This is a genomic window from Actinoplanes sp. DH11, from assembly GCF_020873875.1.
In the GTDB taxonomy this organism is placed as follows: Bacteria; Actinomycetota; Actinomycetes; order Mycobacteriales; family Micromonosporaceae; genus Actinoplanes.
Window position 1 is genome coordinate 299,372 of the sequence record NZ_JAHWGU010000009.1, and the last position, 12,068, is coordinate 311,439.

General features: G+C 72.7%; 11 protein-coding genes. 7 read left to right on the top strand and 4 right to left on the bottom strand.

The window, feature by feature from the left end:
- Nucleotides 1-102: 102 nt before the first annotated feature.
- The gene (locus tag LPA41_RS16135) at nucleotides 103-1,008 is read left to right on the top strand and encodes a lamin tail domain-containing protein (protein ID WP_229071195.1); all 906 of its coding nucleotides are present in this window, start codon (nucleotides 103-105) and stop codon (nucleotides 1,006-1,008) included.
- A 9-nt stretch (nucleotides 1,009-1,017) separates the two neighbouring features.
- On the opposite strand, the gene LPA41_RS16140 is transcribed toward LPA41_RS16135, so the two are convergent.
- The 4 genes from LPA41_RS16140 to LPA41_RS16155 form a co-directional block, all read right to left on the bottom strand.
- A complete protein-coding gene (locus LPA41_RS16140) occupies nucleotides 1,018-1,578 on the bottom strand; it encodes a thymidine kinase (protein WP_374238164.1) in 561 nt (186 codons plus the stop codon).
- A 187-nt stretch (nucleotides 1,579-1,765) separates the two neighbouring features.
- Nucleotides 1,766-3,121: an NAD(P)/FAD-dependent oxidoreductase gene (locus LPA41_RS16145; protein ID WP_229071197.1), complete on the bottom strand. Its 1,356-nt coding sequence runs from the start codon at nucleotides 3,119-3,121 to the stop codon at nucleotides 1,766-1,768.
- Between the two features lie 72 nt (nucleotides 3,122-3,193).
- The gene (locus tag LPA41_RS16150; RefSeq protein ID WP_229071198.1) at nucleotides 3,194-3,610 is read right to left on the bottom strand and encodes a MarR family winged helix-turn-helix transcriptional regulator; all 417 of its coding nucleotides are present in this window, start codon (nucleotides 3,608-3,610) and stop codon (nucleotides 3,194-3,196) included.
- Between the two features lie 12 nt (nucleotides 3,611-3,622).
- Nucleotides 3,623-4,468 carry a serine aminopeptidase domain-containing protein gene (locus LPA41_RS16155; RefSeq protein ID WP_229071199.1) on the bottom strand — a complete coding sequence of 282 codons (846 nt, stop codon included), beginning with the start codon at nucleotides 4,466-4,468 and terminating at the stop codon, nucleotides 3,623-3,625.
- A gap of 71 nt (nucleotides 4,469-4,539) precedes the next feature.
- On the opposite strand from LPA41_RS16155, the gene LPA41_RS16160 reads away from it, so the two are divergent.
- The 6 genes from LPA41_RS16160 to LPA41_RS16185 all read left to right on the top strand — a co-directional run bounded on the left by LPA41_RS16160 (nucleotide 4,540) and on the right by LPA41_RS16185 (nucleotide 11,508).
- A complete protein-coding gene (locus LPA41_RS16160) occupies nucleotides 4,540-4,875 on the top strand; it encodes an L-rhamnose mutarotase (RefSeq protein WP_229071200.1) in 336 nt (111 codons plus the stop codon).
- A 76-nt stretch (nucleotides 4,876-4,951) separates the two neighbouring features.
- A complete protein-coding gene (locus LPA41_RS16165) occupies nucleotides 4,952-7,084 on the top strand; it encodes a hypothetical protein (protein WP_229071201.1) in 2,133 nt (710 codons plus the stop codon).
- Nucleotides 7,074-7,409, top strand: coding sequence for a hypothetical protein (locus LPA41_RS16170; RefSeq protein ID WP_229071202.1), 336 nt, complete (start codon nucleotides 7,074-7,076; stop codon nucleotides 7,407-7,409). Before LPA41_RS16165 ends, LPA41_RS16170 begins: the two co-directional genes overlap by 11 nt.
- Nucleotides 7,410-7,719: 310 nt before the next feature.
- Nucleotides 7,720-8,781, top strand: coding sequence for a hypothetical protein (locus tag LPA41_RS16175; protein ID WP_229071203.1), 1,062 nt, complete (start codon nucleotides 7,720-7,722; stop codon nucleotides 8,779-8,781).
- Nucleotides 8,778-10,076 carry a hypothetical protein gene (locus tag LPA41_RS16180; protein ID WP_229071204.1) on the top strand — a complete coding sequence of 433 codons (1,299 nt, stop codon included), beginning with the start codon at nucleotides 8,778-8,780 and terminating at the stop codon, nucleotides 10,074-10,076. The genes LPA41_RS16175 and LPA41_RS16180 overlap by 4 nt, the downstream gene beginning before the upstream one ends.
- 22 nt (nucleotides 10,077-10,098) lie before the next feature.
- A complete protein-coding gene (locus LPA41_RS16185) occupies nucleotides 10,099-11,508 on the top strand; it encodes a hypothetical protein (protein WP_229071217.1) in 1,410 nt (469 codons plus the stop codon).
- Nucleotides 11,509-12,068: the final 560 nt, after the last annotated feature.

Here is a 12,068-nt window from a genome sequence, read left to right on the forward strand (position 1 = left end):
ACGCCGGAGTAGTCACCCGTACGGGAGCGGGCGCGGCGATGTTCAGCCCAGCCGGCGACCGCGTTCCCTCAACTCCCCGCGCGAGCCGCCGAAACTGGGGGCATGCTGCGCCGCCTCGCCACCCTCGCCGTCACCGCGTCCCTCGGCCTGACCGCGCTCGTCGCGACACCGGCACAGGCCGCCGCCCCGGTCTGGACCGGGACCGTCGACTGGGTCGCCGACGGCGACACACTGCGGGTGGACGTGCACGGCGACGGGACCGCCGCGCTGAAGTCGATCCGGCTGATCGGCATCCAGGCGATGGAGCAGACCCGGTACTCCCCGACGCCGGCCCGGCGCGCGGGCGAGTGTCACGCCCTCGCCGCGACCGCCCGGGTCGAGCAGCTGGTCAAGGCCGGTGGTGGCAAGGTCCGGATGACCGCGGTCAAGGCGTCGAGCAAGAGCGGCGACCGGCCGCTCCGCTCGGTGGCCGTGAAGATCAACGGAAAGTGGCAGGACATCGGCCTCGACCTGGTCCGCCGCGGGCAGGCCCTCTGGCTGCCGTTCTCCGGCGAATGGACCTGGGACCAGCGGTACCTGGCCGCCGCGAAGGCGGCCGCGGCCGAGCACCGGGGCCTCTACGACACCGATGCCTGCGGCTCCGGCCCGGCCCAGAACGCCGGCCTCACCGTGACCGTCAGCTACGACCCGGCGGGAACCGACGCGCAGAACCTCAACGGCGAGTGGATCCGGGTGCACAACCCGTCGGCCACGGCCGTCAGTCTCGCGGGCTGGTGGGTGCGCGACTCCGCGTACCGCCGCTACACCTTCGCCAAGGGCGCCGTGGTCCCGGCCGGCGGCGACGTCACCGTGCACGTCGGCACGGGCCGCGACACCGCCACCGACAAGTACTGGGGTCTCGCCCAGCCGATCTTCACCAACGTCGACCCGGCCAACCACGGGTACGGCGACGGCGGCTACCTGTTCGACCCGCGGGGCGACCTGCGCGCCTGGAAGATCTACCCCTGACCGGTCGGCCTACTGCGGGCCGGCCTCGCCGTTGCGCCAGTGGCGCCGGCACAGCACCCGGTAGGTGACGTCGGCCGTCTCGTCGATGTCACCCACCGCCACCTGGGCGCCCGACCGGGCCACCCGGCCGTCCTCGATCCGGGCGTTCTGCCGCCCCGGCCGGCCGCACCAGCAGGTCACCTCGACCTGCAGCGACACGATCCGGTCGGCCAGCTCCAGGAGCCGCTGCGAGCCGGGGAACAGCCGGGACATGAAGTCGGTGGAGATCGCGTAGCAGTCGACGTCCACGTGCAGCTCGTCGACCGCGAGAGCCAGCTGCTCCACCTGTTCCGCCCAGAGGAACTGAGCCTCGTCGACGATCACGAACCCGCCGGCCGGCACCAGCTCCTGGATCAGCGCCAGCAGGTCGGTGCCGGCGGTCACCTCGATCGCGTCGGCCGCCACGCCGAGCCGGGACGACAGCACGCCGCTGCCGGCGCGATCCATGCTGGTCAGCAGGACACCGGGGCGGCCGGCCTGCCGCCGGTTGTAGGCGTTCTGCAGGGCCAGCGTCGACTTGCCCGCGCCCATGCTGCCGTGGAAGAGCGACAGCTCGTGGAAGACCGGACCCAGTGCCCGCTCCCGCGGCACGACAGCGGGTTGCTGGACCGAGGACGTGACCGGTACCAAGGGTGAACCTTCCTCACGACTGCTGGGGCCGGTACACGCTACCTGGCCCGGCGCCGCCGGAGCGCCGGGCCGGTACCGATGGTTGTGATCACAACACGGGCGGCGTGCTCTCGGCAGCCTCCCGGCGGAACGGGTCGCCGTAGAGCCGGAGGGCCCGCCGGGCGAACGCCTGCTGCTGGGTGGCCACTCGTTCCGATCTGCCCCGGCCCAGGAAGCTGACCGCCCAGTGCAGCACCGCGGTCACCCGGTTCTTGAAGCCGACCAGGTAGAACAGGTGCACCGCGACCCAGACCACCCAGGCCGTGAAGCCGGACAGCCGGATCTTGCCGATGCTGGCGACCGCGGAGAACCGGGAGATCGTCGCGAGGCTGCCCTTGTCGAAGTACTTGAACGGCTGCTTGTCCGGCTTGCCGGTGAGCCGGCGCTTGATCTGGTCGGCGGCGTGCCGGCCGCTCTGGATGGCGACCTGCGCCACACCGGGCAGCGGGCGGCCGTCCTCGCCGGCCAGGTTCATCAGGTCGCCGAGCACGAAGATCTCCGGGTGCCCGGGGACCGTGGTGTCCTTCTCCACCAGCACGCGGCCGGCCCGGTCGGTCTTGGCCCCGGTCGCCTCGGCCAGCCGGGTGGCGAGCGCCGGCGCGGCCACCCCGGCGGCCCACACCTTCGTCATCGTCGGGATCCGCTCGCGGCCCCGCTCCGACTCCACCTCGATGCCGGTGGCGTCCACCCCGACGACCTTGGTGTTCAGCATGACGTCGACGCCGAGCTTCGCCAGTTGCTGCTGTGCCCGCGACGACAGGTGGTCGCCGAACGTGTTGAGCACCGCGCCGACCGCGTCCACCAGGAGGATCCGGGACTTGGTCGTGTCGATGTGCCGGTACTGCGAGGGCAGCGTCCGGTGCGCCAGCTCGGCGATCTGCCCGGCCATCTCGGTGCCGGTCGGGCCGGCGCCGACCACCACGAAGGTCAGCCAGCGCTCCTTGTCCGCCGGGTCGGTCTGCAGGTCGGCCACCTCGAACGCCCCGAAGATCCGGGCACGCAGCTCCAGCGCGTCGTCGATGCTCTTCATGCCCGGCGCGAACTCGGCGAACTCGTCGTTGCCGAAGTAGGACTGGGAGGCGCCGGCCGCCACGATGAGCGTGTCGTACTCCACCGTGTAGTCGATGCCGGGCCCGTTCACCGACACGACCTTGTTCTCGACGTCCACGTCCTGCACCCAGCCGAGCCGGACGTCCACGTTCTTCTGCCGCTTGAGCACCTCACGGATGGGCGGCGCCACCTCGCCCTCGGACAGGATGCCGGTGGCCACCTGATAGAGCAGCGGCTGGAACAGGTGATAGGCCGTCCCGTTGATCAGGGTGATGTCGACGTCGGCGCGGCGGAGCGCCTTGATGGCGAAGAGCCCGCCGAACCCGGCTCCGACGACCACGACCCGATGACGCATGCTGACTCCTAGCGTTGAGGCACTCGCGTTCCACACTGGTATGCCCCCGCCTTGATCGGAAGTCACCTGCGATCAGGGATGCAGCGTGGACGCGCGCGCCAGCCAGCGGGCCACCACGGCGAGCTCGTCCGGGGTGAAGTCCTCGGTCAGGTGCGCGTTCAGGTCGCGGACCACGGCTTTCGCCGTGGTCGCCGCCTCGCGCCCGAGCGGCGTGAGCGAGAGACGGACCGCCCGGGCGTCGGTCTCGTCAGGACTCTTCGTCACAAAACCGGACTTCTCCAGTCGGCTGATCAGGCCCGACATTCCGGACGGTGACGCGCACAACGCCGCTGTGACATCGCCCACCAGGGCGTTGTCGTGGGCGGCCAGGTGGAAGAGGACGCCGGCGCCGGCCGCGCCGATCCCGGTCCCGCCCGCTCGGGCGTCGATCCAGCGGCGAACCGCGCGTTCGGCGGTCATCATCTCGAAGACGAGCCGGGGCGATGTCATCCGGTGATTGTCTCAGTGGCTCTGTTTCTGCAGCCAGGTGAGCAGCTCCGGCCACAGGGTGTCGCGGACGCCGCGCCGCAGGAAACCGTGGTGGCCGATCGCGTCCACCCCGCCGTCGGCCGGGGAATACGTGCGGCGCTCCACCTCTGCCGAGGTCAGATGGCCGGTCAGCTGGTCGATCGCCGCGGCGGTGGCCCATTTGTCGTCGGTGAACCCGATCGCCAGGACCGGCCCGGTGACCGTGGCGGCTCGTTCGGCGGCGCGCACGGCCGGGTCGTCGAAGAAGTAGCCGTCCAGCCGGGCCCACGCGCCCCACTGGGTCATCGCGGCCGCCGGGATGTCCTCGCCGAGGCCGAGGCGGCGCGCCGGCACGTAACCGAGCACGGCCGCCAGCGCGGGGCCGAGCAGGTGCAGGACGAGGCGGACGCGGCGGCGCTCGGCGGGGTCGGGGACGGCGCGCACCGACGCGGCGTGCGAGGCGAGCAGGACGAGGCCGGCGAGGCCGGCGGTCCCGCTGCCCAGGGCCAGCGCGTGACCGCCGACGCTGTGCCCGACGGCGAGCCGGGGCAGGCCGGGGAAGCGGGCGTCGGTCCACTCCGCGACGGCCGGCACGTCGTGGTCGATCCAGTCGCGCATGCCGATCGCGCGGTTCGCCCGCGGTGAGCCGGACCGGCCGGTGCCCCGGTAGTCGTAGGTGACCGTGGCGATGCCGTTCTCCGCCAGGTAGGTCGCGAAGGCGGTGTAGAACCGTTCGGGCGTCGCGGTCGCCGGGTGGATGACCAGCGCGGCCGCGGGCGGCTCGTCCGGTTCCCGCAGCGTGCCGGCGATCGGCCCGATCCGGACCTCAGTAGTTCGCATGCGAACAAGATAGCGGAATTAAGTTCGCATGCGAACTACTGGTCCGACGCCGGGGCAGGCATAATCCCGGCATGACGCGCGTCTGCTTCACCCTCCAGGTCGACCCGGCCAAGCTGGACGCCTACCGCGCGGCGCACGCCGCGGTGTGGCCGGACATGCTGCGGGCGCTCGCCGACACCGGCTGGCACGACTACCGGCTGTTCCTGCGGCCGGACGGGCTGCTCGTCGGCTTCCTGGAGACCGACGACTTCGCGGCGGCGCAGGCGGCGATGGCGCGGACCGAGGTCAACGCCCGCTGGCAGGCCGCCATGGCCGACTTCTTCCCGGCCCTGGGTGAGGCGCGGCCGGACGAGGGCATGCTCGTCCTGGAGCAGGTGTTCCACCTCGAGGAACAGCTCGGCGGCTGATCGGCTCGGCGGCTGATCGGCTCGGCGGCTGGCGGCGAGTGCCTACCGTGAGCGTATCGTGGACTGAGAGGTGTCGATGCGCCGTATTCCCCGCTCGCTGCTGACCGTCGAGGCCGTCCTCCGGCTGGTCGCCGTCCTGATGGCCGCGCTCATCGTGGTGCGCGTGCTCTTCGCCGGCGCCGACGGACTGCGCACCATCATCCTGGTCGTCAGTTCGACCGGCGCGATCTTCGCCGTGGGGTACATGATCACGATAGGCCGCGCGCTCGTGGCCGACGCGGCGGCGCGGGCCGACCCGGACTCGCCGCTGCCCGCCGTCCTGGCGCAGCGGACCCCGGCCCCGCTGCTGGCCCTGCTCGCGCTGGTGATCCTGGTGGTGCACGCCGGCATCACCGGGTACGTCGGCGTGTGGACGATCCTGGTCGCGGTCCTGCTGGCCGCCGTCGCCGCCCTGCTCAGCTCCAACCTGCGGCTCGTCGCCCTGATCGGTGGCACGGCCGTGGCGTTCGCGATCGCCACCGTCTTCGTCGAGAACGCGTTCGACGGCAGCGCCGAGGCCCGCGCACTGGCCGTCTCGGTGGCCGGGGTGGTGCTGCCCGTGCTGGTCTCCGACAAGCTGAGCAGCGTCGTCAAACTGCCGCCCCTGACCGCCACCCACAACGTGATCCTGGCCGTGCTCACCCTGACGCTGGGCTTCCTCGGCTGGACCCGGGAGGACTGGCTCCCCGGCGTGGCGAACGGGTGCTACACGCTGCCGACCTCCACCGGGATCACGATGCTGCGGGCCACGTCCGACGGGTCCCGCTGCTACGGGCTGCTCGACACCCACGACGCCGGCGTGTTCGCCTCGCCGGCGTTCGGCAAGGACCCGGTCACCGTCAAGCTCCAGCAGGCGATCTTCAAGAACAACCGGCCGCTGAAGGACGGCGACCTGACGGTGGTGTGGATGGGCGCGCTCTCCTGCGACCCGCTGCCGGGGGACCGGACCCGGTGCGCGGACGGCCGGGACTACCCGTCCGAGCGCGACCAGTTGCGGGCGCTGCTGTTCGCGCAGACCCATCTGCGCGACGTGCACGTGGTGATCGCCGATGCCACCCAGGACGTCCGGCACGCCGACGACATCGCCAAAATGATCATCGAGCGGCGGGCCGCGCTCGGCTCGCGGCTCGTGGTGATCGGCGGCGGCGACAGCCGGGACACCACGCAGCGGGCGATCAACCGGCTGCTCGACGCCGGCATCCCGTTCATCGCGCCCAACCTGCTCGCCGACCTCGGCGCACCCGGCAGACCGTTCGTCGACCGGCCCGGTTACCTCCAGCTGGCGCCGAGCAACCTGGACTACGCCAAGGACACCGTCGCCCGGTTGCGGCAGCGGTTCCCGGAGGGCTTCCGGCTCGACGCGTACGCGCAGCCGAACCCCACCGACCTCTACACCACCTCGCTGGTCAACGACCTGCTGGCAGCCGTCAAGCAGCCGCCCGGCGCGACCGCTCGGCACGTCGCCTCCCTGGACGCGGTCACCTGCGACGCCGGTACCGTCCTCTTCTTCGCCGACCGGTGGACCCGGTTCGCCGAGTTCGTCCAGCGGATCAAGGACGTCTGCGGGCATGAGCGGCCCCGGATGGTGATCGCGGACGGCTCGGTGGGTCGTTTCATGGCGAACTACGAGCTCCGGGCGGTGAGCAACGCCGACTGGCCGGTCGACTACTACGTCGGCGGTCCCGGCTGCTCCGACCTGAGCCCCGCGATGTACACGACGCTGACCGAGCAGATGTACCGCTCCCGGGACGCGCTGGGGCTGCACCCCGGCGAGGTCTTCGCGTGCGCCGACCGGGCCGCCGGCGCCCGCGACCGGCAACTGATCGGAGCCTGCACCCTGGACGCCGCGGTGAAGCTGCAGAGCCAGCCGTGCCGGCCCAACGACCTCGGCAACTTCCTCATCCCGGCGTGGGATGCGGTGCTGCTCGCCGACGCGTTGCTGCCGGCGAAGCCGGTGCCGCTGACCGAGCTGCGGCTGGCGCCGACCACCCTCTCCACCGGGGCGCGGGCCGAGGTGTCGCAGGGCCGGTTACGCCGGCCGACGGTCCCGGTGCTGCTCTGGCACGTGGATCCGCTCAACGACCCCAGCCGCATCTGGGAGCGCCCCAGCGACGACCTGCGGCTGGACACCGACCCCACCGGGCCGGTAGTGGTGGGCAATGGCCGCTGACCCGCCCGACCCGCACGTGCACGTGGACGCCCGGCTGGGCGGGGAGGTGGTGGCGCGCGACATGCTGGCGTCGGCGTTCGGCCTGGCGGCCGATCTGCCCTCGGAGGTGCGGACCGGGTGCGGCCGGCGGGTCGCCCGGGCGATGACGGCGGTACGGCCGGAGAGCGTCACCTGCCTGCCCTGCCGCGAGTTCGCGCGGGACGCCCACGAACGGCTCGCCGAGCAGGTGGAGACCCTGGGCGCGATGCCGGGCAGCACGGTCAGCCCGGAACAGGCCGCGGCGGCGGCGGCCAGCCATCGCGACCGCGCGGCCCGGTTCCGGTGAGCGGCCGTCCCTGACCGGCCGGTCCGGTCCGGATGAGCGGGCCGTGCCCGGCCGGTCCGGTCCGGCCCGGATGAGCGGTCCGTGGCCGGCCGGGCACTCGTCGAGCAGCAGGTGGCGCCAGGCGTCGGTCGTGGTGGCCAGCGCCACGTCCCGGTCCACCGTCCAGCCCGCCACGAACCAGCGGCGGCGGAGGTTCGCCACGCGGTCACCCTAGCGAGATCCGGCAATTCGCCTGCCGTACGGGATCGAAGTATGTAACACAAACGATGTACGTTACCGTCGCCAGTTCGACAGCGAAGGGTGGTACACCGTGACGACGTCCATGGACCGGACCGCGGCGGAGCCGGTGACCGTGCCGTTCAGCGCGCGGGAACGATGGACGCTCGTCGTCGCCGCCGCCTGGCTGGTGATCGGATTGCAGCTCGACGCCTACGCGCACGCCACCACCCCGGAACTGGAGACGTTCTGGACACCGTGGCACGGCGTCCTCTACTCCGGCATCGCGGCCTCCGGGTTCACGCTGCTCTGGATCATGCGGTCCCGGTTGCCCGGCGTGCCCACGTACGCCTCCCTGCTCGCCCTGCCCAACGCCCTGCGCATCCCGCTCGGGGGCATGGCCGCGCTCCTGGTCGGCGGTGGCATGGACACGCTGTGGCACAACGTGTTCGGCATTGAGCAGGACATGGAGATCTTCATCAGCCCGAGCCACGAGTTCATCATCCTCGGCATGGTGCTGGTCGCCGCGGGGCCGGTGCTCATGCAGGCGACCGTGCCCGGCCGGGAACTCGGGACCGGCGGCGGATTCCTGGTGGCGACCGCGGCGCTCTTCGCGGTACTGCCCGTGCACATCTACTCGCTGCACGCCTCGGCGATCGGCTTCCGGCACCTGGGCAGCGGCGCCGAACCGGTGCCGATCTTCTCGCCGGACGCGCAGCTCGTGCACGGCTACCTCTTCAGCACCGTCCTGCTGCTGCTCCCGCTGATCCTGATCGGCCGCCGCTGGCGCCTGCCGATCGGCCTGCCGACCGCGCTGATCGCCGTGCCCGCCGCCCTGATGCACCTGATGTTCGACTCCGAGGACTCCTGGTGGCCCGCGCTGACCCTGGCCGCCGCCTCGGTCGTCCTGGAAGCCGCGTTCCGGATCGCCGGCCGGGCCACCCGGGCCACGCTCGGCGTCAACGCCCGCTGGATCCTGCTCGGACTGATCGCCCCGCCGCTCGCCTGGGGCTCGGTCCTGGTCGTCGGCGGGATCGTGGAGGGCAGCGTCGGCTTCAACGTGCACATGGTCAGCGGGTTGCTGACGTTCACCGCCCTGACCGGGGTCGCCACCGTGCTCGTCGCGCGCAGCGTGCAGCACCTGCAAGCCGAGTGAGGGCGGCCACCCGGGCCCTCGCCGGTCTGTTCGCCCTGGTCCTGACGCTGCTGCTGACCCCGATGCCGGCCCGGGCGCACGCCGGCGGGCTCACCGCCACCGACGCGCGCGGGCGGGTCGTCGCGGTCACCCCGGCCGTACCCGGCCTCTCCGTGGTCGCGATCGAGGACGGCGCCCGGCTGCGGCTGCGCAACGGCACCACCGCACCGATCACCGTGACCGCCGGGGGCGGGCCGGCCACCCCGGCCGTCGTCGCCCCCGGTGAGACGCTTACCTGGATCGACACCCGGGCCACCCCGGACGGCCGGCGGGTCGCGGCGGGGCGCTCGGTCCCGTTCACGGTGCCCCTGACGATCGGCTCGTCGCCGGTTCCCGGGACCGGGGCGTCGCCGGTTCCGGTGGCCGGTTCGTCCTCGGTTGTCGTGAGCGGGGTGCTCACCGGCGCGGCGCCGCCGGTCGCGGTCCTCTGGTGGGCGGCCGCCGTGCTCGCCTGCGCGGCCGTGATCGTGGCAGCCCGGCGGCTGGCCCGCGGCGACGTGCTGCTCTGCGTCGCCGGCCTGATCGCCGCGGCGGCCTCGGCCGCCCACGTGGCCGGGTCCACCCTGGCCGTCGAGTCGGCACCGCTGGCCGGCACATTCCTCAGTGCCGCCGGGATCAACCTGCTGGCCTGGCCGCTGATCGTCGGCGGCGCGGTGACGGCACTGCGCGGCCGGCCGGCGGGAGTCCTCGCGGTCTGCGGCGGCGCCGCCCTCACCGCGGTCTTCGTGCTGCCCGACGTCACCTCGTTCCACCGGGCGGTGCTGCCGTTCGCCGGGCCCGGCACCGTCGAACGCGCGCTTGTCGCCCTCGCGCTCGGCCTCGGTGCGGGCGTCGCGGTGACGGGGGCGGGCGTGTTGCGTACCCTCGCCCGTCAGCCCGCCGCCCTCCTGCTCGTCGGCACGCTCTCCCTCGGTGGCGTCCTCGTCCTCGGCGGCTGCACCCAGGCCCCGGCGGTGCGAGCGGCCCAGCCGTCCGGGTGCGGGTCGGCCGCGCCGGACGCCGTACCCCTGAATGTCGCCCTGCGTGACGGCCGCGCGGAACCCGCGCCGCAGCGGGTGACCGTGCCCGCCGGCCGCACCGTCCTGCTGGGCGTGACCGCTGACGTGGCCGCCGAGGTGCACGTACACGGCTACGACCTGGTCTACCCCATTGCGGCCGGTCGGTCCGCGTGCGTGCTCTTCGCCGCCGACCGGGTCGGCCTGTTCGACGTGGAGGCACACCCGGAGACGCTGCTGATGCAGATCGAGGTCCGGTGATCGTGATGCGGATCGAGGTCCGGTGATCGTTGCGCACGGTGTCGGGCAGTCGGCCGATCTGCCGCTGCCGCTCGACCTGGTGCTCCAGGCCGGCGCCGCCACCGTGGTCCTCTCCTTCCTGATCGCCGCCCTCCTCCGCCGGCGGCTGCCGCCCGCCGACCCGGCTCCGTCGCTGATCCCCTCGCGGGTGGCCGGCCTGCTGCGTCTCCCGGTCCTGGTTCTCACGCTCTACCTGGTCGGCAGCGCGTTCGTCCCTTCCCTCGGGGCGCTCAGCCCGGTCGCGCACGCGCTGTTCGTGTGGTTGTGGGTCGGACTGGTGCCGCTCAGCATCGTGTTCGGGCCGGTGTGGCGCGCGGTGAACCCGCTGCGGACCCTCTTCGCGGTGCTGCGGCTCCCGCGTCACGGTCTGCGCCCGCTCCCACCCGGACGCGGCGCCGGGGCCTGGCCGGCGGCCGGTTTCCTGCTGGCGTTCGTCTGGTTCGAGCTGGTGGCACCCCATCACGGTGCGCCGGTCGCGGTCGGTTCCTGGATCATCGGGTACGGGCTCGCGCAGCTCGCCATGGCCGCCCTGCGCGGGGTGGAGTGGTTCGGCCGGGGCGACTGCTTCGAGGTGTACTCGTCCCTGGCCGGCCGGCTGAGTCCGCTCCACCGGGGGCGGTGGTTGTCGGGGCTGGCGGCGCCGCTTCCGGGTGTGTCGCGGCCGGGGGGCTCCCCGCCGGCGGTGGGGTCGCCTTCGTCGGCAGCGTCCGGTTGGGCGGTGGGGTCGCATCTGCCGGCGGCATCCGGTTCGGCGAGGGGTTCTCGGGTCTCGGAGGCTCCTCGGGCGTTGGGGGCTTCTCGGGTGTCAGGGGATCCTCGAGTGTTGCGGGCACCTCGGGTGGCGGGGGCTTCTCGGCTGCCTGCGGGTGGGGCGGCGGCGTTTCTTGCCGTGTGGTGGGGTTCAACCGTTTTCGACAGCGCTGCTGCCTCGCCCGCGTGGGCCGGGTTCGTGCAGCGCGCCGGCTGGTCCTGGCTCTGGGGGACAGCCGCCCTGACACTGATCTGCGGGCTGGTGTTCCTGGCCGTCGACCGCACCGCCGGCCGCCTCGACGTGACCGCTTCGCTGATTCCGATCGCGGTGGGCTACACCCTCGCGCACTACCTGTCACTGCTGCTGGTGGAGGGCCCGCGCGGCGCGCTGCTGCTGATCCAGCAGTGGGGCGCGGCAGCCGGCGCAGGCTGGGACGTGACACCGATACCCGAAGTGGTCGCTGCCGCACAGATCGCGCTGATCCTCATCGGACACGTACTCGGCGTGATCGTCGCACACGACCACGCCCTCACCGAGTCGCCAGGAAAGCCCACCCTCGCCGTCCTCGCCGACGAACTCCCGATGGTCCTCTTCATGATCGGCTGCACCTGGGCAGGCCTGCTCCTCCTGTTCGCCCGCTGATCCGCCCCCGGCGTCAGCTGCCCGCCAGACGTTTCGACCGCCGCGTTTCGACCGCCGCGTTTCGACGGCCGTGTCTCGACGGCCGTGTCTCGACGGCCGTGTCTCGACCGCCGCGTTTCGACGGCCGTGTTCGACGGCCTGTCTCGACCGCCGTGTTTCGGCTGCCGTGTCTCGGCCGCCGCGCTCCGGCCGGCGGTCGCTGCTACTGCCCGTGCGTCAAACCCATGCCCTGTTCCGGCCCAGTTGGTGCCGGATGCGCTGGCCCTGTCGAGATGTTGATCTGCTAGCGATGCGAAATCGCGGTTTCAACCCCATGATCACAGCGATTTTGCATCGCTAGCAGATCAACAACGCTGTCCAGGGCGCCACAGTGGGCCGCGGCGGCCACAAGGGGCGAAGGGCGAGGGGCGAGGGGCGGGTGGCGAGGGGCGGGCGGCGAGGGGCGGGCGGCGAGGATCGGGCGGCGAGGATCGGGCGGCGAGGATCGGGCGGCGAGGATCGGGCGGCGAGGATCGGGCGGCGAGGAAGGAGGGGCGGGCGGCGAGCGGCGAGGGGCGGGC

What these genes read in the sequence shown, in the direction of transcription:
- LPA41_RS16165 (WP_229071201.1), top strand. Translation starts at nt 4,952, where the DNA reads ATGCGCCGTATTCCCCGCTCGCTGCTGACCGTCGAGGCCGTCCTCCGG.
- LPA41_RS16140 (WP_374238164.1), bottom strand. Translation starts at nt 1,578, where the DNA reads ATGGGCGCGGGCAAGTCGACGCTGGCCCTGCAGAACGCCTACAACCGG.
- LPA41_RS16155 (WP_229071199.1), bottom strand. Translation starts at nt 4,468, where the DNA reads ATGCGAACTACTGAGGTCCGGATCGGGCCGATCGCCGGCACGCTGCGG.
- LPA41_RS16150 (WP_229071198.1), bottom strand. Translation starts at nt 3,610, where the DNA reads ATGACATCGCCCCGGCTCGTCTTCGAGATGATGACCGCCGAACGCGCG.
- LPA41_RS16135 (WP_229071195.1), top strand. Translation starts at nt 103, where the DNA reads ATGCTGCGCCGCCTCGCCACCCTCGCCGTCACCGCGTCCCTCGGCCTG.
- LPA41_RS16145 (WP_229071197.1), bottom strand. Translation starts at nt 3,121, where the DNA reads ATGCGTCATCGGGTCGTGGTCGTCGGAGCCGGGTTCGGCGGGCTCTTC.
- LPA41_RS16170 (WP_229071202.1), top strand. Translation starts at nt 7,074, where the DNA reads ATGGCCGCTGACCCGCCCGACCCGCACGTGCACGTGGACGCCCGGCTG.
- LPA41_RS16160 (WP_229071200.1), top strand. Translation starts at nt 4,540, where the DNA reads ATGACGCGCGTCTGCTTCACCCTCCAGGTCGACCCGGCCAAGCTGGAC.